Here is a 25,418-nt window from a genome sequence, read left to right on the forward strand (position 1 = left end):
ATTATATATGGATTATTCTAGAAATAGGAGGTGTGCGTTCAACATGGATAAAACGACCAAAGCTCATTATATGAGCCGCATTGATGAGAAATTAACGGATTTGCCTTGGTACGTGACTGAATATATCGATACGCGGAAACGGAAACTGTCGCATACCACATTACTGAATTATTGTCATGATTACATCATTTTCTTTGATTGGCTCGTGGCTGAACGATTCGCAGCTCCCAGTCGGAAAGAAGTTGAACTGTCTGTACTCGAAAAATTAACGGTTCGAGAAATCGAAAGCTTTCTGACGTTCCTGGAATATCAGTTAGGCAACTCTAAGTTAACGATTAACCGCAAGTTATCAGCGCTCAAATCGCTGTTCGATTATTTACAGAATAAAGCGGAAACCGCGGATTTGAAGCCTTATCTTGAGCGTAATGTGATGGCCAAGATCGAATTTAATGCACTGAAGGAAAGCCAAGAAACGATCGCCAATCGGATTGAAGGCAAAATTTTGCGGGCTGATGATTTTGAATTGTTCCGGCAGTTTGTGGCTTATGATTTTGGTGAGCAAAACCGGGAGAATAAACGATTATATCAATTCCACGAGTTTAACCGCGAACGAGATACAGCAATCGTATCCTTGATCCTGGGATCCGGATTACGATTATCTGAAGTTGCCGGCATCAATCTGGAAGATCTCGATATGAACAAAGGCTTGGTGCGAGTCATTCGCAAAGGAAACAAGGAACAATACGTATACTTTAGTGAACAAGCAAAATTAGATATGGAAATTTATCTCAAAATTCGTGAAGCGCGGTATAAGCCGGAAAAATCAGAAACATACTTATTTATGGGCGCGCCGATCGGACGTAAAGGCAAAAACCGAAGATTAACGCCAAGATCAATCGAAAAGCTGATTGAGAAGTATGCGAAGGCTTTTGGGAAGCCGGCATTAACCGTACACGCATTGCGTCACTCCTTCGCAACACGTTATCATCAGGAGAATAACGACGTGCCGCGATTGAAAAATCAATTAGGGCACGCATCGATCCAAACCACGATGATTTATACGCACTTAACCGATGAAGAAATGCGTAAAGCTGTCATTAATATGGATAAGTAAAATCATAGCAAACAAGACCGCAAGGAAGCAGCTAATACGGCCCAGGCGGTCTTTTACTTATGACTTTTTCACAAAACCCGTATTTTGTACATATGTATATCGATATCATAATGAACCCTGTCAAAGCTCATGATTAGCTCTTGATTGTCTTTAGTTTGTAATATTTACAATCCAATCACTTAGATTCCATTTCGATTGAATTCTTCTTTCGCCAATGCAATTACGTTCTGAATAAACGGTGCTTTACGCAACGTATACGTTTGTCGATCAGAACAAATCTCGGCTAATTCACGCTTTAAGTTCAAATATTGAGCCGCAACATCCGGATACTTAATTAAATAGTCTCGAAACAAAATCATGTTCTTCCAATCGTCGCTTTGATATTCGTACACATGGAGATGATGTGTACCTTTTCCCCATTCGCCCCTTCGAAAGAACATTCGATTGGGGAATTCCTCTTTCGGTACGTATTCATAGCCGATTTGGCTAAGTAGCGAGATGGCACTATCATCGATAATAGTCAGTCGCTCTACGGCCAATGCAATATCAATAATCGGCTTCGCCGCCATGCCAGGAATTGAAGTGCTGCCTACATGTTCAATTCGCTTCACCTTTTCACCGAGTAAAGCCAGAATGCAAAGACGATCTTTCTCAAATTCCTGCGGCCAAAGATTACTATAGTTACTGAGTGTGACTTTGTTTGTCATAAATATCACCCTCGCATTTTATATCCCCTCTCCCCTTCCCTCAACCACTATTCCAACATGGATTCGCTCGTTCAATATCATCTATAACCGAGTCGTGTCAAAGAGACGAGCATTCAATTGAAGAAAAAACATGACCGTCGAAAAGGTCAGGAGCATGAACTGTGTGCCCCTCCCCTCTGAGTTGATCGGCAAAATCAAGAATCCCCTTTGTCAGCCCCAATGACTGGTGTAATATTAGAATCTCTGCCATTTGCCTCCTTCTTCAATGACAAGGATCATGGAAATTTACTACAGATATTCATTTCGCTTTCTTCTTGTCGTTCTCCTGCCTGCGGCTCATTCTAAATTAAGTTAACATAATATATGTTCTGTAAATAAATATTCCATAGCTTGAAACCAATCAATAGCAAAGTAGCTTCCCTGCAAAAAAGAAATAACCCGCGCGTACAAGCACGGGTTACATCACATCACTTTATCTCAAAGTAAGGTCACCTTCTGAAAAGTATTATCCTTCATCGTTCGTACGACGCGAATATATTTGATGCTCGTAGGATGCCCAAGTACGGTTTTGAACACCCAGTACGGAGCTAATTCTCCGATTTCAACTTCTTCCCCTAGCTCTGTTTTGATGAGATGGATAAAGTCTCCCATGTTGGGAGCTTGTCCAACTTCTTTAAAGAAAGAGATTTGTTGAAATGTACGCTCCCCAGATAAGGAGGTGATTTCTAGGGTTGTGGTATATTTTTCCTTGGATATGATTTCATTCTCTAGATCCTTGTGCTCTGCCATTGATGATTTCCCTCTCCGCAAAATTTTTTCTCTAGAATTTATATCGACCGAGGGAAGAAAATAAATTATCTCTGTCTTTTCATTTCTTAAATTTTTTTCATTTTTGTCTCGATTGTGTGGCAACTGGCAACACTCCCTCTGCCTTCAACTGCCCAAGCAGCACCTGGATCGCCGCTTGAGTGTTGGGTTCCTGTTTTCCGTAAACGGCAAGCGCTGAGCGCACATTCTGCACATACATCGTTTCGTACGGATTGCCCAGGGATAACAGCACGTACCGCTTATTCGCCTTGTTTAGCGTATCAACCAGCGTTTGAATATCGGACCATCCGAACTCACTAGCTACGTTACGGAACTGATAGGAAGCCATGATCACGTAATCTGCCTGTTCCATCTTCTGAAGCGCTCCCGATGTATTGCCTTGACCCATCACGGCAATCTCCGTTTTTAGCGATAGGTTGCCGGCAGCTTGGGTCAGCTGTCTTTGGAGCTGCGCCGCTTGCTCCTTATCGGTTGCCGCTATAACAACTCGGTCGCTTGGTTGAATGGAATCAGGATTTGCACCATCACGGCTGGCGAAGACGGTGACGGCTCGCTCTGCAATTTCCCGCTCTACCGCCCGATGTTCCTCAGAACCAATCGTTTGGAGCGCGCTGAACTTCTGAGTAAGGGTATCCTCTTCATCAAATAATCCGTATTTTGCTTTCAACTCCAAGATACGCTTCACTGACTTGTGGATGGTTTCCACCGGAATCCGCCCTTTCTTCACCGCTTGAACCAGCGTTTCATGGGCAGCTTCCGGATTCTGCGGCATCAGAATAATATCAACGCCCGCATTAACAGCTCGTTCAACCGCTTGCTTTTCTCCAAAGTGCTCTGCGATCCCGTTCATGGTGAAAGCATCAGAAATGATGATCCCTTGATACCCCATCTCCTCGCGAAGTAAACCGGTCAATATCTTCTTCGACAAAGTCGCCGGAATCGGCACTTGGCTGCCATCCTTCAGTGAAGTCACATGCTCATGATCAATCGTGGGAAAGGCTATATGTCCGGTCATAATCATATCCACTCCGCCTTCAATCGCGGTCCGAAACGGCTTCAGCTCCACCGCATCAAGCCGTTCTCGGTTATGCGTTAAGACAGGCAAGCCTAAATGGGAGTCCACGGTCGTATCCCCATGCCCCGGAAAATGCTTAACAGCCGCGATCACCCCAGCTTGACGCAGCCCCTGAATTGTGGCGAGACCAAGTCGTGATACCATATCCGCGTCCGAACCAAAGGAACGCATCCCGATGATGGGATTATCCGGATTACTGTTCACATCAAGTACCGGAGCAAAATTGACCTGCAACCCCAGCGCCCGCAACTCCTCCCCTGTGAGCTTACCCGCCGCTTTGGCCAGCGTCACGTTTCCGGTTGCGCCTAGCGCCATCTGACCTGGCAGATTCGTTCCCCCAGGGATGCGCTTAATCACGCCGCCTTCCTGGTCAATGCCAAGAAAGAGCGGAAGTTCTCCGGCTTCTTTTTGCAGATCATGGGTGAGCTGTACGACCTGACGGGCATTCACGATGTTTTTATCAAAAAGAATCATCCCGCCTAAATCCAAGTCCTGCACGCTGCGTTTCAATCCTTCATTTACGGTAGTGGTCGGTTGGCCATTCCATTGCCTCATGTCAGGCATCAGCATTTGGCCCACTTGTTCGCCCACTGTCATATAGGAGATTAACTTGTCCCAATCCTGCGCCACGATGGCGGTTTGGCGTTCAAAGCGAATCACCCGGGCCAGAAACACCGAAAACTCTGCCCGCGTAACAGAACGATCTGGCCGATACGTGCCATCGGTATACCCGCCGATCAGTCCATTGGAGCTCATGAGTTGAAAGGGCTCAGCCGCCCAATGGTGCTGAACATCTGTTAAATTAACCGACTTCCCGCCAGTCGTAAGTGCAAAAGCGCGAGTTAGAAATGCAGCCGTTTCCGCACGACTCATCGCTGTATCTGGATGGAAGGTGCCATCAGGAAACCCGATGGCCAGCCCCTGTTGCTCCGCAATGCCAATTTCACGATAAAAAGGATGGGTTGTTGGGACATCCGTATAGCTTGGGCTTCCCGCCCCGGTCTGCAGTTGCTCCGGATACAGTTCTCTTACGAGAAAAGTTACGGCCTGCGCCCGAGTCACTTGATTCTCTGGAGCAAACTTCCCATTCCCAACTCCGGCAACGGTTCCCCTGTCAGCCATATAGGTGATGCTGTCTTCCGCCCATTTCACATGCTGGAGATCCGAGAACCGCTCTGCGGCAGCAGCACTTCCTGCCAAAATAAACATGGAGCCGAGAACAGCACCTAACATCGTCATCATTTTAATTTTCATCTGTCTACCTCTCTAGTTGTCTTGTAAAAGGTTAGACGCTTCCGTTGTTCTTCTAGTTGCGTTAAGCTCGGGTTGAAACTGCTGGAAATGGACAAAGGATAAGCTCGCCAGCCAAAGGTCATACTACGTACATTCCGTATTATCCTTTATAGATGTGGAAGGAGTGCAAATAAGATGAGCAAAGCCGGCAAACGCGGGCATGTGGAGTTTCGGCCGCCTATGATCCAACTGGCGGCGGATCTGCCGGGGGATGAAGACATGCGCGAACACTTGAATGATCTGAAAATGAATGATGGTTTTCAGGGATCCTGCGGCCCCCTCATGTCAAACGCAAACAGCAAACGAAAGGAAGCCGATGCAGATGAATGAGCAGCTTCAACCTGTGATGGATTGGCTTGAGGCGCATATCGGCGGCAATTTGCATATCCGCAAGCTAGAACAAGGCGATCTCGACGAGATCAAACTGAAATTAGAACAGAAAGGGATCCATGACGATCACAGCCATATGTTTGATGATTATACCGGCGGGCCTGTCTTGTATTTGCGGGGTGAAGGTTGGATCATCCAACCTGGCGGCACGGAGGTTCCTCTTCCCCAGGATACGTATCTCATTCCGGTAAAAGAGTTGAAGCAAGCCCATATCGACGGTCACACCATATCAGTAGAGACGGGGCGTGCCCGTTATGACATTACGGATGCCTAGGCTTATTATCATTACCCCCTAAAAAATCACCTTGATATCCTGGACTAAAGTCAAGGAACCCAAACCGCCTTCGGTCCATACAATTTCAAGATGATCTTCGATACACTAAACATAACTGAGATCTTTTGAAGGGGGCGATTGGGTGAGTTACGAACAGCAGGTGCGGAAGGAAATCGCCGTATGGGAGCACAACATGTTTAAGCCGGCGGGATGGTTAGAGAAAACGTCAAAGTCCATCAGTCAGCGAGTGAATCAACTGATCCCTCCGAAAATGCACCAGATCATTACGACCACCATACGCACCATCGTGCGCACGGCGCTATTTGGGGCGGAATATACGCCAAAGCGTCCGGTCCAGCGCGGAATTAAACTGGAAACCGCGGATCAAGAAGCGAACCAACTGTTTCGCTTATATCAAAAAATTGCGGTAGCCGAAGGCGCAGGAACCGGAGCTGGCGGTCTAGTGCTGAATGCGGTAGATTTTCCGGCATTCATTGCCATAAAAATGAAATTTCTTTTCGAACTGGCTCATGTCTATGGATATGACACGAACGTATTTTCCGAACGTGTGTTTATTCTCAAAGTATTTCAAATGACGTTCGCCAGCCCGCATAACCGCGCTAAGATCCTACACTCCATCAAGCAGTGGCATATCGAACAAGAGCAATGGGCAAGCGATACCCCATATGCCAACACATTGGACTGGGAGACCTTTCAGATTGAATATCGCGATGCAATCGACTTCCGGAAAATGCTCCAGATGGTACCTGGAATCGGAGCACTTGCGGGCGCATGGGCGAACTACACCATCCTGGAAGAGCTTCGTGAATTCGCGATGAACGCGTATCGCTTGCGTAAACTAAACGATCCGGAGAGATAACTTTTACTCTGCCCCTACCACCGGATGCGGTACGTACGGTTCTTCGAGATAGGCCATTTCCTCTTCGCTGAGTTTGACCGATAACGCCCCCACTGCATCTTCCAAATGCGATACTTTCGTTGCGCCTACGATAGGTGCAGCGACCCGTTCCTTCTGCAGCAGCCAGGCCAGCGCAATATGTACTCGAGGAACACCGCGTTTTTCCGCCAGCTCTGCTACACGCTCGATAATAAAGCGATCCGCCGCTGCGGTGGGATCATACTTGGATTTTTGAATCGCATCGGTTTCCGAGCGTTGGGTGGTGACCGAGGCATCGCGAATCAAACGTCCGGAAGCAAGCGGGCTGTAAGGCGTTAGGGCGATATTTTGATCTTGGCAGAGCGGCACCATCTCCCTCTCCTCTTCCCGATAAATCAAGTTGTAGTGGTTTTGCATAGAAACAAACCGGGTCCAACCGTTCTTCTCCGCAATATACTGGGCCTTCTGGAACTGCCAGGCATACATGGCAGAAGCACCGATATACCGGGCTTTCCCCGCCTTCACCACATCGTGCAGGGCTTCCATCGTTTCTTCGATTGGCGTGTTGTAATCCCAGCGATGGATAATATAAAGATCCACATAATCGGTACCCAACCGTTTCAAGCTTTTGTCGATTTCACTTAAAATAGCTTTCCGCGATAACCCGGCCCCGTTTGGCCCCGGATGCATGCGTCCCCATACTTTGGTTGCGAGGACAATCTCGTCCCGGTTCGCAAACTCCTTAAGAATGCGCCCTGTGATCGCTTCGCTGGTTCCCGCTGCGTACACGTTGGCTGTATCAAAGAAATTGATGCCCAGCTCAAGCGCTCTTCGGATGATCGGGCGCGCCTTCTCTTCATCCAGCACCCAGGAATGCCATCCCGGCACCACTTCACCAAAGCTCATACAGCCCAGGCAAATTCGGGAGACGTCTAATCCTGTATTCCCTAGTTTCACATAATCCATCGTTCATTCCTCCAGGCGATGAAGTCTTATCTGCTTTATTATCTCTCAAAGAAAAAGACGTCTGCAAATCAAATCGTTTGCAAACGTCGAATAGGTAATTTATTAGAGTGCGCTATCGTCCACCCCGTCCAGCCACGCTTCAATGCTGCCGATCACCGAGGTGACGCAACCGTCTTCAAACGGAGAAATCAAGCCGGCCGTTTGAACCAGCTCCGTAAAGGATTGACTGCCGCCTTGCTGGCATAAGCGCAAATAGTCAGCCCACGCTGTTTCGCGGTCTTCATACATCTTCTTCCAGAACTGAAACGCGCAAATCTGCGCCAGGGTATAATCGATATAATAAAACGGCGAATTGAAGATATGTCCTTGTTTATGCCAAAATCCGCCCCGTTCCAAATAGGCGTTATCCGCATAGTTTCGGTAAGGAACGTACTTGCGCTCAATTTCCCGCCAAGCTTGCTTGCGTTCCGCCGGCGTTGCCTCCGGATGCTCATACACGTAATGCTGGAATTCATCGACCGCCACGCCGTAAGGAATGAAGATGACGGCACTTGCCAAGTGATCGAACCGGTACTTATCGACTTGTTCTTCAAAGAATAAATCCATCCAAGGCCAGGTGAAAAATTCCATGCTCATCGAATGAATTTCGCAGGCTTCCAGCGTTGGGAATTGATACTCCGGCACCTCAAAGCCGCGGCTCTCGTACATTTGAAATGCATGCCCCGCTTCATGTGTCAACACATCGATATCGCCGGATGTGCCGTTGAAGTTGGAGAAAATAAACGGTGCCTTATAATCGCTAATAAAAGTACAGTACCCGCCGGCCCGTTTCCCTTGCTTGGCGACCAGATCCATCAACCCATTTTCTGTCATGAAGGTGAAGAATTCATCGGTCTCCGGAGACAACTCACGATACATCTTCGCCCCGTTCTTCACAATCCAGTCCGGACCGCCCTTCGGTACTGCATTCCCGGATTTAAAAGCAAAGCTCTCATCATAGTACAGCAGCTGGTCCACGCCGATCCGCTGCTTTTGCCGTTCCTTCAGCTTGGTGGCAACCGGCACAATATGCTTGAGCACCTGGCTTCGGAAGTTCGCCACCTTCTCGGCATCATAATCCGTCCGTGACAACCGGGCATAACCCAGCTCCACGAAGTTGCGGAATCCAAGCTTCTTGGCGATCTTCGTCCGCACTTGCACCAACTCGTCATAGATCCGGTCAAGCTCATCCTCATGCTCGGCCAAGAAACCGTACGCTGCTTCTGCAGCACGTTTGCGAACCTCCCGATCCGTCGATTGCTGGAACGGAATCAGCTGGGACAAGTTACGCTCTTCGCCTTCAAACGGAATTTTTGCGGAGGCGATCAGTTTGGCGTATTCGGTGGTCAGTTTGTTCTCCCGCTGCAGATCCTCGATCACCTCAGGGCTAAACGTCTTTAACGACACCTCGGCAAGCTGGAACAGCTGACGCCCCCATTTTTGCTCCAGCTGGGTGCGAAAGGTCGAGTTTACTAGAGCTCTGTAGTAGTCTGTAATCGATTCCTGTACAATCGGACCGACTTCATCATAGAAGTCTTGTTCCGCTTTATAAAACTCATCGTTTGTATTAATCGTATGCCGCACGCTGGCGATTTCCTGCATCGTATCGAAGCCGCTTCGGAGTTGATTGATCTCCCCCATGATCCGGTCTTGCTCTTCGTAAGAATTCGCACTTGTAAATGCTTGAAGGAGCTCCTTAAATCGTTGTTGGAAAGCTTGGACATCGGGCCGTTCGTATCGGTATTCACTAAACTTCATGGCATGCACCTGCCTTTACGAGGATTAGATAATTTTGGAATTTACAAGAATACGAACATTATACTAAATCCTCTTTCCTGATCGCAATCACGACACGATTTGTTAGCTGTGTACGCCACGGTACATTGATCCGTTTTTCTTGCTTCGGAGGGTTCCGTCGACATGGGCTTTCTTCAACGATAAAAAAATGTACATGTTTCATCAGCCCATCTTGCGTCCAATGCCTGAATAAAGCCGGTTTAAGTCTGACGTAACGAACTTATCCTTCTCCCTGACAAGCTTTCACAAACGCTGTAAATAGTTTGAAACTAGGTTCATCTTCCTGATACATAAATTCAGGGTGCCACTGTACCGCCATCATAAAGCGTTGATTTGGCATCACCACCGCCTCAATTAAACCGTCTTCCGCTGTTGCTGCGGCAACCAGCGGCTTCGCCAGCTCTTTAATCCCTTGGTGATGGTAGCTGTTGACTCGCAGCGAATCCGTCTGGAGAATTTGGTGAAGCCGCGTGCCTTCCGCCAATTTCACCTGATGGACGGGCTGAGAATACGGCGGCTTCTGCTTATGTATAATCGAGGAACGGGTCTCGGGCTGAAACTGCAACGGAAGATCTTGGTATAACGCGCCTCCCAGCAGGACATTAAACAACTGCAATCCGCGGCATATCCCAAATGCCGGCTTGTCCATTTGAAGAACATGTTGAAATAGAACGGATTCCATGGTATCTCGGTCTTTGCAGAGGGTTCCGCAAACCTCCATGGTTTCTTCGTGATAAAGCTCGGGATTTACGTCATGACCTCCAGTGAAAAGAAAGCCGTCCATCGTTTGAGCCAAGTTCCAGAGGATCTCGGAGTCTGTCGTTAGGGGCAACATGACGGGGATTCCGCCGCTCACTTCGATACCTTTCATATAACCGGGGAGCATCCAATAACTCACTTTGTGTTCATCATATAAGGGCAATACACCAATCATCGGTTTTTTCATTTTGATGGCCTCCACGCTGCGATTATCGAGTTTTAGAACTACGATACAAAATTGAACATTGATCATCCATTCACAAAATGCTAAAATATTTGTATCAGTGTGCAGCAAAAACGCAGGGCCATCTGAGGTGGCTGTGCGTTTTTTTTGTGCAAAATCTGCTCGTCTGCCATCTGAAATACTTGAGATTTGGGAGATGAAACCATGCCTAATGAAATAAGAGTACCTTGGAACGCAAAGGAAGGCCTAATTTACATGTTGATCGTATCGATTATCTCGGTCAACACCATCGCTCCGCTGATTATGGGGTTTGAAATGGGGTTCTCGAAGACAAATTACCTGAAGACGCTGCAAATCCTCCCGTTGATGTGGATAATCGTGCTGTGTTTGGTCAACTTTGTAGCAAAACCTCTTGTAGGCAAACTGATGGCTAAATTTACGAAACCGACGGACTGCTTTAATGCGAAAACGTTGTTTAATATTTTCTTCAGTGTCGCCGTATTGTCGATCTGCTTGACGGTCATTGGATCGTGGGTTGGACAACGTCATATCAGTCTCGATCCGATCCAAGGGTTCTTTCATCATTGGCCTAAAAACTTCTGCATCGCTTTCTGGATTGAGATGTTGATTGCTCAACCGATCGCCCGTTTCGTGATGAAGAAAATCCACGTCAAACAAGTTGCCAAAGCAGCCAAAATGGAAAAGGTTGAAGCGTAATATACCAAGTAATAAAGAAGGCAAACCGCAAATGCGGATTGCCTTCTTTTTGCATCTCCCTATTTTTTATTTAAACAAATCCGGATACATTTCTTTCGCCAACTGCTCCATGCCATCAATCGTGTTGTAACCATAACCAAACATATAGTTGTAATCAACCGCATAGATCTGTTTGTTCTTGATCGCTTTCATGCTGGACAGTTTCGGATTGTTATAAAGCGCTTCTTTGAGGGTGTTGGGATCCGATCCGTCATAGGTTCGCCAATCCGGGACGATCAAGACATCCGGGTCGGCACCGATCAGCGATTCCACACTAACCTCGTCGCTGGTATTAGTTTCGAAGACATTCTCCAGCTTCACCATATGGAATGCGTCGTTAAAGAAGCTTTCCGCATGGGCGGCGTAGACGCTGACTTCACTTGGATCGCTCATAAACAATAAAGCGAAGGTTTTCTCTTCGGTGATGCCTGCCAGTTTGGTGCTGATCACTTCTTGTCTTGCTTTTAATTCTTGTATAAATGCATTGGCTTTATCCTGCACATTGAAGATTTTCCCTAAGTTCTCGATATCCTTATAGACCGATTCATAGGTTCCCCCGGTAATCGAAGACTCCAGCACGTAAGTATGGATGCCCATATCGTTTAACACGTCGACGGTGCCAACGCCCCAATCGGCGTTCTCAAACAAACCGCCGCGACCATAGACCAAATCCGGATCCGTTCCCAGGGTCACTTCTTTCCCAACGTATCCATCGCTCAGAATATTCAGTTTGTTGTATTCCTCTTCCACTGCAGGGTCCGGTGCACCGAAGTTTGCGCCAACCCCGACAATTTTATCGCCTAACCCTAAATGCAACAGAAATTCAGCGGCGGGTCTTGTGTTTGCCATGATCCGTTCAGGAGCTTTGTCGAAGACTTGCTCTTTCTCTTCCCACTCCGTACCGCCTTCCGCTTTTGTGTAGTTCACGATCGTTAAGGGATATTGCGTGGCAGCTGCTTCTTGATTCTGAGCTTGGTTTTGAGCTTGATTTTCCGTTTGATTTTGTGCGGACGCCGAGCCGCTGCTTGTACTCGTGCTGCCGGTGCTCGTGTTTCCCCCTCCACAAGCCGTTAATGCCAGCAATAATGTTAAACTTAAGGCAAACCATACTCTCTTCTTCATCCTTTGATCTCCCCTCTAAATTCCATATGCGAAGCTTAATCCGTTCGTAATCGGATTGATATAGGTCTGGCATTTGATGTGATAAAGTGATTCAATCACTTCCGGTGTCAGAACTTCAGCCGGCTTGCCGTGCGCATAAACCTCGCCGTCCTTGATCGCGTACAGGTAATCGCAATAATGCGCGGCCATTTCCAAGTCGTGCAGCGCTGCCAACACACCGATTTCAAGCGATTTTACACAAGATAAAATTTCTAGCTGATAACGAATATCCAAATGGTTCGTCGGTTCATCCAAAATCATGAATTTGGGCTGTTGCGCAATGGTTCTAGCTAGAATAACCCGTTGCTTCTCGCCCCCAGAGAGCGATAAATAACTGCGGTTTTTGTAATCGAGCAGATTCGTTCTCCTTAAAGCATCGTCTACGATTTTGTAATCCGTTTGCTTATCCGACTCCAGTAATTTTTTGTGAGGTGTTCGGCCCAACATCACCATTTGCTGCACCGTTAGATCGAAATGCATCTCATTAAATTGACCGACCACGCCTAAATGTTGTGATACCTTTTTCTCTGAAGTCTTTAATACATCCATATCGTTCAGAAAAACCGTGCCTTTTTGTGGGACCAAGCTCTTGTAGATACTTTTTAACAACGTCGACTTTCCGCATCCATTGGGACCGATAAGTCCAACAAACTGTTTGTTTTTGACGTGAATCGAAACATTTTTGACGATTTCTCTTTTGCCGATCTTGATCTCCAAGTGTTTCGCGGTCAACTCCATGCTTTAACCTCCGAAATTGTAGCCTTTTTTCACGATCATATAGATAAATAAGGGGGAACCGATCACCGACGTTATGATCCCGATTGGCAGTTCGACGTTATGGATAAGCGTTCTGGACAAAATGTCTGACCAGATCAGGAACAGTCCGCCTAGAAGTAGTGTTCCAGGCATCAATCGCTTGTGGTCCGCACCAAACAGGCCACGGGCGATATGCGGGATGATTAACCCGACGAATCCGATCATGCCAGCGTAAGCCACCATCGTACCTGTAATTAACGCGGTCAAAACCATGTATAATTTGCGAAATATACTTAAGTTAATTCCCAGGGTAATTGCGGATTCATCGCCTAACAGCATCGTGTTCAGCACGCGGTGTTGAAACAGGAACAGCCCGCAGCCTAGAATCACGATCACTGCCAAGATCGGTGTTTTGTCCCAACTGGAGGAAGCCAAGCTGCCCATCGCCCAGAAGGTCACGGACTTGATCCCTTCGGCATCGTTGGCGATGTAAATGATCAAGCTGGAGAAGGAACTGCACAATGCGCCGAGCACGACCCCGGATAACACGAGCTTCACCGATGTCGCTTTGCCTCCAATGCTGGAGAGAATCAGCACGGCGATCGACGCGATCATCGCACCAACAAAGGCACCAAAAGCAACGCCGAACTGAGACAACAGCGCGCCGCTGCCAAAGCCGATTAGAATGGCGAATGTGGCCCCCAGCGAAGCGCCGGACGAGATGCCCAGTATGTATGGATCCGCGAGCGGGTTTTGCACCACGGCCTGCATCACGGCTCCGCACAAGGCGAGTCCCATGCCGATGAGAAGAGCAAAGATGACACGAGGCATCCTAACTTGCAAAATAATGTTCAGGTAGGATTGGTTATCGATATGCTCCAGCGACCCCCATTGACCGTGTGACAAGAAGTTCAGCATAATGGTCATCGCTTGCTGAAATGGAATATGGACTTGACCAATGGATACGGAAAAAACCGCAGACACCCCGATTAAGACGAGTAATAGGAGGATAAAGGGGTAATAGAGACTCCCCATCTTTTGATTCGCAGCGGTAGTATTCAGAATTTCACCTCCCATTCAGCGATAATTCTGATAATGAGAATCATTATCATAGATATGATAATAAGATATTGTTCTTAAAATTACAATCCAGAATTTGAAAATTTTTTTAAAAAAAACCGCGATGAACGCGGTTGTGAAAGTCTTTCTTTAGAGTTGTACGTGTTTGGTCGCAATTCGCTCGCAAAACTCGCGGTCATGCTCTACAAACAAGATCGTCGGCTCATAGCTCATCAGCAAGTCTTCGATCTGCATGCGCGAGATCACGTCAATGAAATTCAGCGGTTCGTCCCAGACCAGCAAATGCGCTTTTTCGCAGAGGCTTTTGGCGATGAGCACCTTCTTCTTCTGTCCCCCGCTGTAATCCGCCATATCCTTCTCAAACTGCAGTCTGGAGAAGTCTAATTTCCGCAAAATAGCCTTAAACAAGCTTTTATCAATTTCATGCTCTCTGGCAAAATCGGTTAAATTCCCCTGCAGCCACGAGGTTTGTTGGGACACATAGGAGATCTTCAATTGGCTTCCTTGGCGTACCGTACCGAAATAAGAGATGTCCTCCCCACAAAGCAGCTTCAGAATGCTTGATTTCCCGGAGCCGTTGCGGCCCGTCAGCACAATTCGGTCGCCTCGTTCGATCGTAAAGCTGATCTCTTGGCACACCTGCTTCTCACCGTGGTAGATCGAAACACGGTCGAATTCGGCAAGCTGTGTTTTATGGTAAGGCAACTGGGCGATTTTTAAGCTTTCCGAGGTTTCGATATTTTTGAGCAGCTTCGACTTTTCCTCAATCGCATTCTGTTGTCGTTGCTCAATCGATTTGGAGCGTTGCATCATCTTAGCCGCTTTATGACCGATGTACCCCTTATCTACCTTGGAGCCGGAATTTCGGGTGCCATTTTTCGAGCTTTCTACCTTATGCGAGCAGTTGCTCGTCCGTTTGGCCGCTTCCGACAGGCGTTTGATGTCTTTCTGCAGCCTTTCATTTTCGGCAAGCTCATAGTTGTCCTGGCGCCTTTTATTTTCCCACCAATCGGAGAAATTGCCCTTCTGAATTTCTATGTTCGTCTTGTTGATGGACAGGATGTGGTCCACACAACGATCCAGAAAAGCCCTGTCATGAGAAACCAGGATAAACCCATTCTTGCGGTTTAAATAATCCCCCACAAGCTCTCGCGCTTCCATGTCCAAATGATTCGTTGGTTCATCGATCAGCAGGAAGTGATTCTCCTTCAAAAATAAGGCGGCAAGCATCACCTTGGTCTGCTCCCCATTGGACAAGGTTTCGAAAGGACGGTACAGCACATCATCCGACACCTGCAGCAAAGAAAGCTCACGCATGAGCTCCCACAGCTCATAGTACGGAACGATTTCCTCTACGACATCCAGCGTATGCTTCTCCGGATGCTTGACCTCAAACGGGAAGTAATCGAAGCTGACATCCGCGGAAATTTGTCCGCTGTATTCGTATTTTCCGAGCAGCAAATGTAGAAAGGTCGTCTTCCCTCGCCCGTTCCTCCCGGTAAACCCCATCTTCCAATCGGTATCGATACGAAAGCTGACATCCTCAAAAATGTTATCGTAACTGCCTTCATAGGCAAACGTTAGATGGTTCACATGAATTAATGACATGAACAACATCCCTCCTGCATAAAAAATGGACTGCAAGAAAGATACCTTTCCTGCAGCCCAAAAATATACAACAAAATCCACCCCTGCCATCGGGGGATGGATTCAGAATATACGATTAGAGTGAAAGGATGAGATATCTTTCTTGCATAAGAAAAAAACCATGCGAATGACGCTCGCATAACGGTTCCATCTTCTTAGCAAGAAATATCCATCCGTTTCAGCTCCCTCATTAAAGATAGTCGTATTCTAACATAATGAGGATAGGAGTTCAAGGCTTGACAGCAATTCAAATGGCTGTAATGATAACTGGCTTATGCTTTCCGGTTCATGTTGTAATGCAGTAAGTGCTTAAGAAAAGACGGAGGTTCGGGAAGCTCCTGGAGCGCTTCCATCGCCAAACAATAATGCTCCCACATCGCTTTGTTGGCCGCAGCCGTCCCCAACACAGTCACATAAGTCGAGTTGCCGTTTTCGATGTCCTTCCCGGTCGGTTTGCCGAGTAAACGCGAATCCCCTTCCCCATCCAGCAGATCATCTTTGATTTGAAAAGCGATGCCAGTGTGATAAGCAAATTTCTTGAGAACGGCGATTTCCGTTTCGTTCGCCCGTGCCAATATGGCCGGCGCCACCAGACAGGCTTCAAACGCAATCCCCGTCTTGTAGAAGCAAATGCGGTCAAGCTCCTCTACGGTTAATACTTTGCCTTTGGCGTTTAAATCCATCGCTTGCCCCATGCAAATCTCTCCGGCTTTCCGGGATAGGTATTGCAGCAATACCAGCACAGATTCATTGTCAAAGCCTTTCAAGGATGCCTGCTCTTCCACCGCCTTCTGAATTAAGAAGATGCCTGTTAGCTCCGCAATGGCACTGTTATGCACTTCATGCAGCGTTGGTTTGCCGCGGCGGGACGGAGAATTGTCTTGAGACGGCAAGTCATCAAAGATGAGAGAAGCGGTATGCATGTATTCGAGCGCCCGGAACAACGGGGATAATGCAGCCGGATCTAGTCCGTAGACCTGCACGCCCATCACCCAAGCGATGATCGGTCGGAGCCGTTTCCCGCTTCCTTCCAGACTGTAATTGGCCGTCTCCACCAGAAGGGGATCTTCTCTATTTGAAGAAGATGCGGCACTAGGGATTGGCAATATCGCATTTACGTGCTTGCGAGCCATTTGAACAAGCTCAGCAAACGCTTCTTGCTCTTGCCGGCTCGTTCGCATCGTAATCAGCAGTTGGTCTCGCAGCCATTTGTCGTAGAAATCGACATCCACCGCACGATGAACCAGAAGCTGAATCAGCCCCTCCAGCTCCGGATGTCCAAGCGTAAATATCGCCATCACTTCATGAAATCGGTCCGCTCCAACCCGTCTTTGGTATCGTTTAAGTCCATTAATGGCGCGTGCCAAAATGATCTCGCGAGTTTGGGGTTCCGAACGGTAGACATGGTGGATCAAATGCGAAATGACCACCCAATACAACTCAAACGGATTGATCAAATCCGGTCGTTCATGCCGGTAGGTCAAATAATACGTATAAGGCGTGACCGCACCCGCTTCAAGATCAGCGGCCATGTCTGCAAAATCGTCAGCCAACTGATTGTAAAGGCCATAATAGAAGACACGCTGGTCAAACCCCTCATCTTGCGGAGCGGAAATCACAGAACGAACGATCAATCGTGACGAGGCGGATTTTAATATGATAGGCAGGTATAGTTCCTCGTTAGAATAATGTGCATCATCCAATGTCTTGCAGCGATCGGCGTCTTGAGATTCAAAGAAGATATTGGATTGCTCGAAAAATACGTTCTGCGTGTCCGGATTCTGATAACCACGGATAAACTCATACGCTTCTCGAAGCTCCGTATGAATATATCGAACGAGCTCATGATGGCGACCGCTCCACTCCCCAAGCTCAGGGACAATCCCCGTTCGGATCGTCTTGCGGATCATCCGCGAATATTGGTCCTGCTCATCAGCATTTAAGGCTCCGGAATCAAGCAGATCATCAATAAACGGGTAGGTCAGCCCGTAATAATATCCCAGCTTGATTGCCTCTCCGAGCCGGCGTGAACGTTCTGCACAACCTGTCTCAGTCTGATCATCCATTTCGTCCATCACGTGTACGACGACGCCCAAGATGATTTTGATGAGCTTACGCTCGGCTTCCTCGGCGTTCATTTCCGGTGGGAGATAGGTTCGCACCCCCTTCAACCGCTCCATTACCCAAATGACCGCTTCCTCGACGCCCTCTCGCTGCGCCCAGCGATAGACGGAAGCGAGGCTCATCATCTCTTGCGAGAATCCGGTTCCGCCTGTTGCTTCTTCCGGTGAGACAAGCGTCTTCTTCAACCTTCCTACCATGCGTTGGATCTTGGTACGGGTTCGGGGATCGGATAAATCCTGACCGAGATCCCGCAAATACATATAGGAAACGCTACGCTCCAAATAATCATCCAGCTTCCCTGCACGGGCCAGCCATGCGAAAAACCGGGAACCTTCCGATGATTCGGGCGATTTGACACCGCGTCGCCAGATCGGGAGCCATTTCTGACGCGGAAGGTGCCTTTTTTTCCACCCTATGAAATCATCAAGCAGTCTGGGCACGTAACTCTTCGAACGGATGTGTTCCTGCAATACGTCAAAGTAACGTGCGGCTTGACTCTCGGCCTGTTGATACCACCTGTCCACTTGTTCCGTGTTTGCCTTCATTATCGTCATCCATGCATCCCTCGGCTTATTTGGGTCTTCTTTCAAGACCATTATCTTTTATAATAGTATAAACGACAGAACGACCAAAACCTGCATTAGTCTGTATCCAACCTAGACTTAAGTCTAGGTTGCGGGGAAAAGAAAGGGGCGTGGGCTCCGGCTATTACAAATCGAGAAGACACAGCTCCAGCTAGTTGGAACCGGTTCTCCCCTTCAAGGTTTGAAGGGGGTTTTTATTCTCACTCCTTCCCTGACTTCCCGCTGAATGCCAAAAGTTGTAGGTTGTCCCGCCCTGCGCTCTTCCCTACAATGTTGTAGGGAAAGGAGGTCACCCGAAATGAATAAATTCCGAGGATTCCTTTTACTCTTGGTGATCATGCTCTCGGCAGGCTTGTTGGGCGGAGCAACACCAACACCAGCGGCCGCAGCCTCCGGTACGGTGAAGCTGGGCTCCACGAGCGGCGATGTTTGGGATCTTCAATATCGACTGAAGGCGTTGGGCATTTTCAATGAGCAGCTTACTGGATATTACGGGACAAAAACGCAACAAGCCGTGCGTACGTTCCAGTCGCGTTATGGGCTCCAGGTAGATGGTGTGGCGGGGCCCCAAACGTGGAAGGCGCTGAGAAAATATTCTCTGAATCAAACCGAAATGGATCTGTTGGCTCGCGTGATTTATAGTGAAGCTCGAGGTGAGCCATATACTGGACAAGTGGCGGTAGGTGCCGTCGTTATGAATCGGATTCAATCGTCATTATTCCCTGATACGATCAACGGGGTTGTGTTTCAACCGGGCGCCTTTACGGCGGTCGACGACGGGCAAATCTGGCTAACGCCGGATCGCACAGCCTATCTGGCTGCACTGGATGCGGTTAGAGGTTGGGATCCGTCCTACGGTTCGCTATATTATTTCAATCCAAAAACAGCGACAAGCAAATGGATATGGTCGCGTCCGCAGAAGCTTCAAATCGGAAACCACATCTTCACCAGTTAACGGAAAATGAAACAGGGTCTTGCGAATCGCGCAAGATCCTGTGTTTTTTAGGAGGCACATTCCTAAACTTCCCTGCACTATATATACAAACCACACTCATTACGTGTAAAGGGGACAAGGAAGACGATGCCCATCAAAAACGGAAAACAGTACATCGAACGGATCAACCGCAAGCGCATCCGGCTATGGTACAACGGCGAACGTGTCAACGTTCCGTTATCCGAGCACCCTGCCTTTCGGGGGTTGATCCGGACGCAGGCTGCGATGTACGACAAACAATGCGAGGAGGACCTGCGAGACATCATGACTTATGTGTCACCAACCAGCGAGGAGCGAGTGGGTCTTTCATTTTTGCCGCCGACCACACCCGATGACTTAGTTCGCAGAAGGAGGATGTCCGAGATATGGGCCGGTTTGCATCATGGATTCCTCGGTCGTTCCCCCGACTATATGAACACGGCATTGATGTCGTTTTATACGGCTTGCTCCTTGTTGGAGGCCGCCATGCCAGAGTATGGACGGAATCTGCGCACGTATTACGAATATTGTCGGGAGCATGATATCACGTTATCCCATGCCTTCGTGCAGCCGATGATCAGCAAAATGTCCGGACCGGTGGATCATGAAGAATCCCTGGCCGCCAAGGTGGTAGAGATCCAACCTGAAGGTCTTGTCGTTAGCGGAGCTTTTCTGATGGCGACCCAGGGACCTACCTGCGAGGAAATCCTCGTCCTCCCCACGCCAACGTTCATGTTGGGAGACGGGCAGGTCAATCCCAGCGCGTTCGCTTTTGCCGTGCCTAATGATGTGGAGGGAATTACCTTTATATGTCGAGAGAGCCATGCGTTTGATTCAAGTTATGATCATCCCCTCTCCAGTCGATTTGAGGAAATGGATACGATGGTGATTTTTGATCGAGTTCTCGTACCGCGGGATCGGGTATTTTTCTTTGGGAAAGAGGAGCTGTGCGATCGGTTGTTTCGTGAAGGGCACTTCCATGCGTACGTTGGTCACCAGATCCTCACACGGTACATTGCGAAAACGGAGTTTTTCCTAGGGCTGTTGCAAGTGTTAGCCGAGGAGCAGAATGCGGATAGCGAGCCTACGTTCCTCCATTCCATCACCAAACTCATGGCGATGCTGGAGAATCTAAAAGCATTACGGGTGGCGGCTGAGACTGACGGGACATTCACCTCATCCGGCTACTATGTTCCAGCACTGGCCCCCCTGACCGCCGCAGGCATCCAATTTCCCGATCTGCATGAAGAAGCGCTGCGGTTGATCCGTACGATTAGCGCCAGCCAGCTGATCATGAACCCGTTTGGGGCAGACTTCTTTTCGGAGAACGAAGCGTACCTCAATGCCTATTTACAGGGGATTTCCAGCCCGGCCAAGGATCGCATCGCCCTTTTCAGACTGGCCTGGGAGCTGGGCGGCGGAGCGTTTGGAGGCAGACAAAACCAGTTCGAACGCTTCTTCTTCGGAAATGGAAAGACGATTGCCAACCGGATGTATGGCTGCTGCGAGAGCATGGAGCAATACAAATCGCGAATTTACCAGTTTCTAGAGTTAAAAGGAGAATAAAGAAAATTAATTCCTTTCCTCGGCATTCGCCCAGCCGCCTTCTCCGCATTTGCATATGATGATTATGCCTATACATTGAAGGGAGCGATCACATATGGGATTTTTTCCAGTGCCGGGACCTGGCGGAGGGATTCCAGGAATACCGGGGGGACCTAGCGGGCCGGGGGTTCCAGGGGGATTTCCAGGAGGAGGTCCGGGAGGATTCCCCGGTACTCCGGGAGGGGCGCCGGGAGGAGCACCTGGAGGTATTCAACCGCCAACCTCTCCACCACCACAATTTGTCCCACAAATGCAAGTCGGCACGTTTGCTATCGATCCCGGCGGGATCAGACGCTGCTTGTTCCGTAATACCTATGTCTGGCTGAACAATGGGGAGCAATTCTGGTTCTTCCCGGTATTCGTCGGACGGAATTCGATTGCCGGATTCCGGTGGTTTGGGTTCTTCTGGGGATACTTCGGCATCGATTTAAATCGGATTCGCTCGTTCACGTGCTTCTAACGCAGACAGCGAAAGAGACCACACACGCAGTCGGTACTCTTTCGCTTTTGTTTTTTTCTAGCTTGTCCCTGTAAAACAAGAAAAGGACCTCTATCCCCGCCAACGCGGAAATCGAAGTCCTTGCGGCTCCCCCTTTACAACAGCATCTGAGCAACCAGGAACAGGTTCAGACTCACGACCAAAGCGGAGATCATCCACCCCAGCGTGGTGGTCACCCGATGATTCACCAGGGAGCCCATAATTTTGCGGTTAGAGGTGAACAAGATCAACGGAATGAGTGCAAATGCAATCCCAAACGACAATACCACCTGACTCATCACCAGAGCATTCGTTGGGTTCACGCCAGATATAATAATTGCCAGCGGAGGAATGGTTGTAATCGCCCGCCGTACATACAGGTTAATGCGTTTGTTAATGAACCCTTGCATCACCACATCCCCAGCCATCGTCCCCACCGAAGAACTGGACAGGCCTGCGATCAGCAGCCCCAGCCCGAAGGAAATGGCAGTAACCGGTCCGGCGATTGTGCCAAATTGATGGAAAGCGACATCCAAATCTTCAACGATGAGACCGTTTTTGAAGAGCAGCCCTGCAGAAACCACAACCATCGCCATATTCACGGCCCCGGCAATCAACATCGCCAAGACGATATCAATGAATTCCAGCTTGAAAATCTTCTTCTTCTCTGCCTCATTACGTCCCACAATCCGATTTTGGGTTAACGAGGAGTGCAAATAAATCGCATGAGGCATCACGGTTGCCCCTAAGATCCCTGCAGCCAGCAGAACGCTGTCCACCCCATCAAAGCGCGGAGTTACCATGCCTGCTCCAACGGCTGCATAATCCGGATTCGCCGCAATCACTTGAAAGGCAAAGGCCAAAACAACGATCAACACCATGGCAGCGATACCCGCTTCCAGTGCACGATATCCCCGACGCTGCAGCTCGAGGATGGCGAAAGAGCCAATCGCGGTGATCACGGCCGCCGGCAGCATCGGAATACCAAACAAGAGATAAAGCCCTAACGCCGCCCCAATAAATTCAGCCAGATCCGTAGCGATAATGACCAATTCACTTTGAATCCATAGAAAGATCGACACTCCCTTCGGAAATCGATCGTGGGCAACTTCAGGCAAATTCTTGCCCGTGGCAATCCCTAGTTTTGCCGATAACGACTGAATTAGCACCGCCATCAAATTCGAAGCGAAAATTACCCATAACAACAGATAGCCGTACTTCGATCCTGCGGTGATGTTCGTAGCAAAGTTACCGGGATCGATATAAGCAACCGCAGCGATAAACGCAGGTCCAAGAAACGGAAGAAGCCGTTTCATCCCTTTCGTTCTGCCGTCTAGTGCGGCATGTGCGGACGTTTGATGATCCAATCCTTTCGAGGTGACTGGAGTCGTTTGTTGCGCAATACTTTGTTCCATCATGTGAATCCCTCCCTTGCGCTTGCGTCTACTAAAGTTGTCTATATCCATTAAAGTTTCCTGTGTGCAACTTTATAGTTTTAGTATATGCCTCATTTTGAAAAATGTAAATCCATTTTCTTGCGAAATTGCAATCTCTATTTAACGATATCGACACTTGTTCACTCGCAGTTTGTCCTATGATATGGAATGTGGATGAACGATATACCTCGTCATACTTCATTGGACCGGAAGGAGTTCTATGATGTACCATAAAATCATCCAACCTAAAGTCGTCCTCGCGCTTCTTGCCTTAGGAATCTTGGGTGCTGCCACTTGGGCGACCTCCAGCAGTGTTGTCGATGCACAGCCAACGCTACTCAAGGCAGCTCAGATTCAACAGGAAGAATCCGCTCATGCCTTGGAAACCTTAAACAGCTTCTATAAACCCGTATTAACAGGTCAGTTCCCCGGGGCTGTTGCCGGCTTGACAGTGGGCAAAAGTAGCAAGAAGGACGTCATCAGACTGTTCGGTGAGCCTTCCATCGAGGGCAAAGGAAACTTGGCTTTTGACTTGTACAGCGCAAACATGGGCAATCCGGGATACGCTTTTTCCTATTCACATGGGACGCTTCAGGAAATGCGCTATTTCGGTACCAACGTGGAACGTCAAACGAATATCGGTGGCATCACCGTAAAAATGTTAAAACAAAACTGGTTCGCCCCCGACGCGAGCAGTACGATTCACAACGGGAATCTGGAACAAACCAAGCTGACTTATATCCGCGGTGATTACAAGCTGGAATTTATATTTAACAGCAGCACAGACCTCGATCATATTAATCTGCTCAAAAAATGAAGTTGTTACTTGCAGCACAAAAAACAGACCCGCAAAATCGCGGGTCTGTTCAGTTTTTATCTACTGTCAATTATTCACCGATCTGAGCTTTGTAGGCGTCCAACTGCTTTTGCAGCTCGGCCAGCACTTTATCGTATCCGGCCTGCTTCAGCTTGTTGCGGAACTCTTCAACCGCCTTCGCGGGGTCTCCTGCTTTCCCCATCACGATGGCCGGCCCAAGCTCCCCGGTTACCTGCGAGATTGCGGTTAGTTCGGCTTCTACTGGTGTTTTATCAAATACGAAGCGACCGTACACATATGGCTTCTTGATCTTATCGTATTCCGCATACAACGTCTCTTCGATTTGATCCCACGTCGTTTCGCTTGGAATTTCAAACTTGTCGACGCGGCCGCCCCAGAAATCGGAATAAAATCCGTCTCTTGCGTCATCATAACCTTCAGGACGCGCCCGTTTGCCATCCTTGATGACGTATTGCACGCCTTCAATTCCATAGTTGATCAGATGATAAATCTCTTCATTATTGCGAATCAGATCATAGGCCATCAGCGCGCGTTCCGGGTTTTTGCTGTGCGCGCCTACGGAGGTGCCGCCATGGGTAATCGACAGCTCCATCAGGTTTGTGCCGCGTGTCCGGGAGAAGGGGAACATCTGCAACTCTGAACCCGGCTGTGCTTTATCCATTTCGACGCGAAGTCCAGAGAACGTCTGTGTATGGTGTTGATCCAGCCCAGACAAGCCGGCTTTCAACGCATCGCGGTTGTTATTTTTGTTATTTAGGGCGTCTTCACGCCAGAAGCCTTGATCCGCCCATCGTTTCATCATCGTGGCGTAATCCAAGAATACGTCCTCAAAGATGGGACTTACAGCAGTAAATCGCTCTTCATAGGATTTGGTTGTAAATACCGGCATGAAGCCCGTCGAAATTGGAAGCTCCAGTTCATCTGTATACGATTGGATAAATCCCCCCCAGGTTTGCGTGCCTGACGCTGCGTCCCACGGAATCACATCCGGTTTGTTGTCTTTAATGTACTGCAAGTACTTCTCAATGCCTTCCCAATCCTTAATCGGCTCGGTAATCCCAGCCTCCTTCGCCCAATCGCCGCGGTAGAAGAAACCGTGGTTAACCCACTGCGTGTAATCGTTTTCAGGAATCAGAACGATTTTGCCGTTGTATTTACTTTCTTCCCAATCCTCTGCCGGGATGGAATTCCACGTTTCCGGCGCGTATTTCGGCAGGAGTTCATCCAGGTTCATGAAGGCGCCGCGCTGCGCATTGCCCCAGGTGTCCAACCAGTCCGTACCGATCGTAATCAGATCAATCGGTTCCCCGGAGGCTAACGCGAGATTGTACTTGGTCTGCCAATCCGCCCATTCGATCCATTTCCATTCCAGCTCGGCGTTGATTTTTTCCTTCATGATTTTGTTGACTTCGGCAAGCACCTTTTCGAACTGCCCGTTCTTAGGTTTATCCCCCAAAACGAGGTAACTGATCTTCACGAACTTGGACGTGTCGATTCCCGTATCCGTCTCTTGACCAGTATTCGCCGCATTGCCCCCATTGTTTGGCGCATCGCTGCCCGCTCCTTTGTTGTTGTTAGAGCCGCCGCAGGACGCCAACAGCAATACCAGCAGGCTTACCATGACCCAAATTGACGCTTTCTTCCATCGAACCATTC

General features: G+C 48.6%; 22 protein-coding genes. 9 read left to right on the forward strand and 13 right to left on the reverse strand.

From position 1 onward, the window contains the following. Positions 1 to 43 precede the first annotated feature (43 nt). Entirely contained in the window at positions 44 to 1,114 is a 1,071-nt protein-coding gene (gene xerS, locus C812_RS07910) for a tyrosine recombinase XerS (RefSeq protein WP_016312144.1), read from the forward strand. A 179-nt stretch (positions 1,115 to 1,293) separates the two neighbouring features. On the opposite strand, the gene C812_RS07915 is transcribed toward xerS, so the two are convergent. From C812_RS07915 to C812_RS07925, 3 genes are all read right to left on the reverse strand, one after another. Beyond that, positions 1,294 to 1,821, reverse strand: coding sequence for a GrpB family protein (locus C812_RS07915; RefSeq protein ID WP_016312145.1), 528 nt, complete (start codon positions 1,819 to 1,821; stop codon positions 1,294 to 1,296). Positions 1,822 to 2,298: 477 nt separating this feature from the next. Then, positions 2,299 to 2,733 carry a hypothetical protein gene (locus C812_RS07920; protein ID WP_157274702.1) on the reverse strand — a complete coding sequence of 145 codons (435 nt, stop codon included), beginning with the start codon at positions 2,731 to 2,733 and terminating at the stop codon, positions 2,299 to 2,301. After that, a complete protein-coding gene (locus C812_RS07925; RefSeq protein WP_016312147.1) occupies positions 2,708 to 4,978 on the reverse strand; it encodes a glycoside hydrolase family 3 N-terminal domain-containing protein in 2,271 nt (756 codons plus the stop codon). The genes C812_RS07920 and C812_RS07925 overlap by 26 nt, the downstream gene beginning before the upstream one ends. 174 nt (positions 4,979 to 5,152) lie before the next feature. Here C812_RS07925 and C812_RS07930 point away from each other — a divergent pair, with 174 nt between their 5' ends. The 3 genes from C812_RS07930 (at position 5,153) to C812_RS07940 (ending at position 6,561) form a co-directional block, all read left to right on the forward strand. Further along, positions 5,153 to 5,347 carry a hypothetical protein gene (locus C812_RS07930; RefSeq protein WP_016312148.1) on the forward strand — a complete coding sequence of 65 codons (195 nt, stop codon included), beginning with the start codon at positions 5,153 to 5,155 and terminating at the stop codon, positions 5,345 to 5,347. Further along, the gene (gene ymzB, locus C812_RS07935; protein ID WP_051134907.1) at positions 5,340 to 5,681 is read left to right on the forward strand and encodes a protein YmzB; all 342 of its coding nucleotides are present in this window, start codon (positions 5,340 to 5,342) and stop codon (positions 5,679 to 5,681) included. Before C812_RS07930 ends, ymzB begins: the two co-directional genes overlap by 8 nt. A gap of 142 nt (positions 5,682 to 5,823) precedes the next feature. Beyond that, positions 5,824 to 6,561, forward strand: a complete 738-nt coding sequence (locus C812_RS07940) for an EcsC family protein (RefSeq protein WP_016312150.1) — start codon at positions 5,824 to 5,826, stop codon at positions 6,559 to 6,561. A 3-nt stretch (positions 6,562 to 6,564) separates the two neighbouring features. Here C812_RS07940 and C812_RS07945 read toward each other — a convergent pair whose 3' ends face one another. From C812_RS07945 to C812_RS07955, 3 genes are all read right to left on the reverse strand, one after another. After that, positions 6,565 to 7,545 carry an aldo/keto reductase gene (locus tag C812_RS07945; RefSeq protein WP_016312151.1) on the reverse strand — a complete coding sequence of 327 codons (981 nt, stop codon included), beginning with the start codon at positions 7,543 to 7,545 and terminating at the stop codon, positions 6,565 to 6,567. Positions 7,546 to 7,647: 102 nt separating this feature from the next. After that, positions 7,648 to 9,342, reverse strand: a complete 1,695-nt coding sequence (locus C812_RS07950) for a M3 family oligoendopeptidase (RefSeq protein ID WP_016312152.1) — start codon at positions 9,340 to 9,342, stop codon at positions 7,648 to 7,650. A gap of 259 nt (positions 9,343 to 9,601) precedes the next feature. Further along, a complete protein-coding gene (locus C812_RS07955; RefSeq protein WP_016312153.1) occupies positions 9,602 to 10,327 on the reverse strand; it encodes a gamma-glutamyl-gamma-aminobutyrate hydrolase family protein in 726 nt (241 codons plus the stop codon). Positions 10,328 to 10,528: 201 nt separating this feature from the next. Here C812_RS07955 and C812_RS07960 point away from each other — a divergent pair, with 201 nt between their 5' ends. Beyond that, positions 10,529 to 11,041, forward strand: coding sequence for a DUF2798 domain-containing protein (locus C812_RS07960; RefSeq protein WP_016312154.1), 513 nt, complete (start codon positions 10,529 to 10,531; stop codon positions 11,039 to 11,041). A gap of 66 nt (positions 11,042 to 11,107) precedes the next feature. Here C812_RS07960 and C812_RS07965 read toward each other — a convergent pair whose 3' ends face one another. From C812_RS07965 to C812_RS07985, 5 genes are all read right to left on the reverse strand, one after another. After that, on the reverse strand, positions 11,108 to 12,202 hold the full coding sequence (locus C812_RS07965) for an ABC transporter substrate-binding protein (RefSeq protein WP_016312155.1): 1,095 nt from the start codon (positions 12,200 to 12,202) through the stop codon (positions 11,108 to 11,110). A 15-nt stretch (positions 12,203 to 12,217) separates the two neighbouring features. Beyond that, positions 12,218 to 12,979: an ABC transporter ATP-binding protein gene (locus C812_RS07970; protein WP_016312156.1), complete on the reverse strand. Its 762-nt coding sequence runs from the start codon at positions 12,977 to 12,979 to the stop codon at positions 12,218 to 12,220. A 3-nt stretch (positions 12,980 to 12,982) separates the two neighbouring features. After that, complete coding sequence (locus C812_RS07975) at positions 12,983 to 14,074, reverse strand: FecCD family ABC transporter permease (RefSeq protein WP_016312157.1); 1,092 nt, start codon at positions 14,072 to 14,074, stop codon at positions 12,983 to 12,985. Between the two features lie 132 nt (positions 14,075 to 14,206). Continuing rightward, on the reverse strand, positions 14,207 to 15,685 hold the full coding sequence (locus tag C812_RS07980; protein WP_016312158.1) for an Lsa family ABC-F type ribosomal protection protein: 1,479 nt from the start codon (positions 15,683 to 15,685) through the stop codon (positions 14,207 to 14,209). Positions 15,686 to 15,996: 311 nt separating this feature from the next. Continuing rightward, on the reverse strand, positions 15,997 to 18,402 hold the full coding sequence (locus C812_RS07985) for a polyprenyl synthetase family protein (protein ID WP_016312159.1): 2,406 nt from the start codon (positions 18,400 to 18,402) through the stop codon (positions 15,997 to 15,999). A gap of 328 nt (positions 18,403 to 18,730) precedes the next feature. On the opposite strand from C812_RS07985, the gene sleB reads away from it, so the two are divergent. The 3 genes from sleB (at position 18,731) to C812_RS22990 (ending at position 21,470) form a co-directional block, all read left to right on the forward strand. Then, entirely contained in the window at positions 18,731 to 19,387 is a 657-nt protein-coding gene (gene sleB, locus C812_RS07990) for a spore cortex-lytic enzyme (RefSeq protein WP_016312160.1), read from the forward strand. Positions 19,388 to 19,513: 126 nt separating this feature from the next. Then, entirely contained in the window at positions 19,514 to 20,971 is a 1,458-nt protein-coding gene (locus C812_RS07995) for a 4-hydroxyphenylacetate 3-hydroxylase family protein (protein ID WP_016312161.1), read from the forward strand. 289 nt (positions 20,972 to 21,260) lie between these two features. Further along, a complete protein-coding gene (locus C812_RS22990) occupies positions 21,261 to 21,470 on the forward strand; it encodes a hypothetical protein (RefSeq protein WP_009223305.1) in 210 nt (69 codons plus the stop codon). A gap of 134 nt (positions 21,471 to 21,604) precedes the next feature. Here the strand turns inward: C812_RS22990 and C812_RS08005 are convergent, their stop codons facing one another. Then, positions 21,605 to 22,906 (reverse strand): Nramp family divalent metal transporter, encoded by a 1,302-nt coding sequence (locus C812_RS08005; protein ID WP_016312163.1) that lies wholly within the window; start codon positions 22,904 to 22,906, stop codon positions 21,605 to 21,607. 241 nt (positions 22,907 to 23,147) lie between these two features. Between C812_RS08005 and C812_RS08010 the strand changes: the two genes are divergently transcribed. Further along, positions 23,148 to 23,741 (forward strand): YjgB family protein, encoded by a 594-nt coding sequence (locus C812_RS08010; protein ID WP_016312164.1) that lies wholly within the window; start codon positions 23,148 to 23,150, stop codon positions 23,739 to 23,741. Between the two features lie 70 nt (positions 23,742 to 23,811). Here the strand turns inward: C812_RS08010 and C812_RS08015 are convergent, their stop codons facing one another. Next, complete coding sequence (locus C812_RS08015) at positions 23,812 to 25,416, reverse strand: DUF3502 domain-containing protein (protein WP_016312165.1); 1,605 nt, start codon at positions 25,414 to 25,416, stop codon at positions 23,812 to 23,814. Positions 25,417 to 25,418: the final 2 nt, after the last annotated feature.

The organism is Paenibacillus barengoltzii G22 (assembly GCF_000403375.2).
GTDB lineage: Bacteria > Bacillota > Bacilli > Paenibacillales > Paenibacillaceae > Fontibacillus > Fontibacillus barengoltzii.

What these genes read in the sequence shown, in the direction of transcription:
- C812_RS07945 (WP_016312151.1), bottom strand. Translation starts at nt 7,545, where the DNA reads ATGGATTATGTGAAACTAGGGAATACAGGATTAGACGTCTCCCGAATT.
- C812_RS07925 (WP_016312147.1), bottom strand. Translation starts at nt 4,978, where the DNA reads ATGAAAATTAAAATGATGACGATGTTAGGTGCTGTTCTCGGCTCCATG.
- C812_RS08010 (WP_016312164.1), top strand. Translation starts at nt 23,148, where the DNA reads ATGTACCATAAAATCATCCAACCTAAAGTCGTCCTCGCGCTTCTTGCC.
- xerS (WP_016312144.1), top strand. Translation starts at nt 44, where the DNA reads ATGGATAAAACGACCAAAGCTCATTATATGAGCCGCATTGATGAGAAA.
- ymzB (WP_051134907.1), top strand. Translation starts at nt 5,340, where the DNA reads ATGAATGAGCAGCTTCAACCTGTGATGGATTGGCTTGAGGCGCATATC.
- C812_RS08015 (WP_016312165.1), bottom strand. Translation starts at nt 25,416, where the DNA reads ATGGTTCGATGGAAGAAAGCGTCAATTTGGGTCATGGTAAGCCTGCTG.
- C812_RS07995 (WP_016312161.1), top strand. Translation starts at nt 19,514, where the DNA reads ATGCCCATCAAAAACGGAAAACAGTACATCGAACGGATCAACCGCAAG.
- sleB (WP_016312160.1), top strand. Translation starts at nt 18,731, where the DNA reads ATGAATAAATTCCGAGGATTCCTTTTACTCTTGGTGATCATGCTCTCG.
- C812_RS07915 (WP_016312145.1), bottom strand. Translation starts at nt 1,821, where the DNA reads ATGACAAACAAAGTCACACTCAGTAACTATAGTAATCTTTGGCCGCAG.
- C812_RS07965 (WP_016312155.1), bottom strand. Translation starts at nt 12,202, where the DNA reads ATGAAGAAGAGAGTATGGTTTGCCTTAAGTTTAACATTATTGCTGGCA.
- C812_RS22990 (WP_009223305.1), top strand. Translation starts at nt 21,261, where the DNA reads ATGCAAGTCGGCACGTTTGCTATCGATCCCGGCGGGATCAGACGCTGC.
- C812_RS07930 (WP_016312148.1), top strand. Translation starts at nt 5,153, where the DNA reads ATGAGCAAAGCCGGCAAACGCGGGCATGTGGAGTTTCGGCCGCCTATG.
- C812_RS07950 (WP_016312152.1), bottom strand. Translation starts at nt 9,342, where the DNA reads ATGAAGTTTAGTGAATACCGATACGAACGGCCCGATGTCCAAGCTTTC.
- C812_RS07970 (WP_016312156.1), bottom strand. Translation starts at nt 12,979, where the DNA reads ATGGAGTTGACCGCGAAACACTTGGAGATCAAGATCGGCAAAAGAGAA.
- C812_RS07960 (WP_016312154.1), top strand. Translation starts at nt 10,529, where the DNA reads ATGCCTAATGAAATAAGAGTACCTTGGAACGCAAAGGAAGGCCTAATT.
- C812_RS07985 (WP_016312159.1), bottom strand. Translation starts at nt 18,402, where the DNA reads ATGACGATAATGAAGGCAAACACGGAACAAGTGGACAGGTGGTATCAA.
- C812_RS08005 (WP_016312163.1), bottom strand. Translation starts at nt 22,906, where the DNA reads ATGATGGAACAAAGTATTGCGCAACAAACGACTCCAGTCACCTCGAAA.
- C812_RS07955 (WP_016312153.1), bottom strand. Translation starts at nt 10,327, where the DNA reads ATGAAAAAACCGATGATTGGTGTATTGCCCTTATATGATGAACACAAA.
- C812_RS07975 (WP_016312157.1), bottom strand. Translation starts at nt 14,074, where the DNA reads ATGGGAGGTGAAATTCTGAATACTACCGCTGCGAATCAAAAGATGGGG.
- C812_RS07980 (WP_016312158.1), bottom strand. Translation starts at nt 15,685, where the DNA reads ATGTCATTAATTCATGTGAACCATCTAACGTTTGCCTATGAAGGCAGT.